This window comes from Pseudomonas emilianonis (assembly GCF_023072625.1).
Taxonomy (GTDB): domain Bacteria; phylum Pseudomonadota; class Gammaproteobacteria; order Pseudomonadales; family Pseudomonadaceae; genus Aquipseudomonas; species Aquipseudomonas paraveronii.
The window spans coordinates 1-1,735 of the sequence record NZ_JAKNRV010000617.1 but is presented as its reverse complement, the minus strand read 5'-3'; the positions used below and the strand labels follow the sequence as shown (position 1 = coordinate 1,735).

General features: G+C 65.0%; 2 protein-coding genes and 1 pseudogene. All 3 read left to right on the top strand.

The genetic code is table 11. The annotated features are described in order from the left end of the window. Nucleotides 1–116, top strand: a pseudogene (locus tag L9Z73_RS31695) (DUF6162 family protein); the annotation flags it as partial. Between the two features lie 19 nt (nucleotides 117–135). Continuing rightward, the gene (locus L9Z73_RS30090; RefSeq protein ID WP_247408579.1) at nucleotides 136–1,056 is read left to right on the top strand and encodes a metal ABC transporter substrate-binding protein; all 921 of its coding nucleotides are present in this window, start codon (nucleotides 136–138) and stop codon (nucleotides 1,054–1,056) included. Continuing rightward, nucleotides 1,053–1,735: metal ABC transporter ATP-binding protein (locus L9Z73_RS30085; RefSeq protein ID WP_247408578.1), on the top strand; the 683-nt coding region annotated here is incomplete at its 3' end. The genes L9Z73_RS30090 and L9Z73_RS30085, both read left to right, overlap by 4 nt.

The following is a 1,735-nucleotide window of genomic DNA, read 5'->3' as shown; positions in this document are numbered from 1 at the left end:
GCCGCCAGGGCCTTGCCGCCCCCTCCGACCTCACTGACCAGGCGCTGATCGCGGCCGGCTGGCAGCAGGTGGTCGCGCAATTCGATGCCGGCGTGACCCGCCAGCACCGTCACTGACCGAGAAGACCGAGTGCCCATGTCTATTTCATCGCCCCTTGTACGCCTGCTGCTGGTCAGCCTGATCAGCCTGCTGCTCGCCCCGCTGGCGAATGCCGAGACGGCAAAGCGCCTACGGATCGGCATCACCCTGCACCCTTATTACAGCTACGTCGCCAACATCGTCGGCGACAAGGCCGAGGTGGTGCCGCTGATTCCGGCCGGCTTCAACCCCCACGCCTACGAGCCACGCGCCGACGACATCAAGCGCATCGGCACCCTGGATGTGATCGTACTCAACGGGGTCGGCCACGACGATTTCGCCGACCGCATGATCGCCACCAGCGAGCGCCCGGACATCCCGGTGATAGAAGCCAACGCCAACGTGCCGCTGCTGGCCGCCACCGGCAACGCCGCACGCGGCGCCGGCAAGGTGGTCAACCCGCACACCTTCCTGTCGATCAGCGCATCGATTGCCCAGGTCAACAACATCGCCCGCGAGCTGGGCAAGCTCGACCCGGACAACGCCAAGGCCTACACCCAGAACGCCCGCGCCTACGGCAAGCGCTTGCGCAAGATGCGCGCCGATGCCCTGGCCCAGTTGACCCGCGCGCCCAACCCGGACCTGCGCGTCGCCACCGTACACGCGGCCTATGACTACCTGCTGCGCGAGTTCGGCCTGGAAGTCACCGCCGTGGTCGAACCGGCCCACGGCATCGAACCCAGCCCGAGCCAGTTGAAGAAAACCATCGATGAGTTGCGCGCCCTGGATGTGAAAGTGATCTTCTCGGAGATGGATTTCCCATCCACCTACGTCGAGACCATCCAGCGTGAATCCGGGGTCAAGCTGTACCCGCTGTCGCATATTTCCTACGGTGAATACAGCGCTGAAAAGTACGAAGTGGAAATGACCGGCAACCTCAACACCGTGGTACGCGCAATTCAGGAGTCGGGGGCATGACGGCCGCGCAACGCTTGAACGTGGTCAGCGTCGGCCCGACGATTGACTTCGACACGGTGTCGCTGACCCTGGGCCGCACCGTGATCCTCGATGACGTGAGCTTCCAGGTGCAGCCGGGCAGCATCCATGCATTGGTGGGCCCGAATGGCGGCGGGAAAAGCTCGCTGATCAAAACGCTGCTGGGGCAAACGCCGCACCAGGGGCAACTGCGCCTGGTGTGGCCGACCACGCCTGGCACCATCGGTTATGTGCCCCAGGCGCTGGAGTTTGACCGCGGTTTACCGATGACCGTGGATGACTTCATGGCGGCCATGTGTCAGCGGCGCCCGGCGTTTCTCGGGCTGTCCAGGCATTACGCCGGCGCCATCGGCGAGGCCCTGGAGCGGGTCGGCCTGCAGGACAAACGCAAACGCCGCATGGGCGCGTTGTCGGGCGGTGAACGCCAACGCGTGCTGCTCGCCCAGGGGCTGATCCCGGCCCCGCAATTGCTGGTGCTGGATGAGCCGATGTCGGCCCTCGATGAAGCCGGTATCCAGGTGTTCGAACGGCTGCTCAATGACTGGCGCCGCGCCGGGATCACCGTGCTGTGGATCGAGCATGACCTGGAAGCCGTGGGCCGCCTGGCCGACCGCGTCACCATGGAAAAAGGCGAAGTGGAAGTCGGCGTGGTCTGGGATTT

What these genes read in the sequence shown, in the direction of transcription:
- L9Z73_RS30090 (WP_247408579.1), top strand. Translation starts at nt 136, where the DNA reads ATGTCTATTTCATCGCCCCTTGTACGCCTGCTGCTGGTCAGCCTGATC.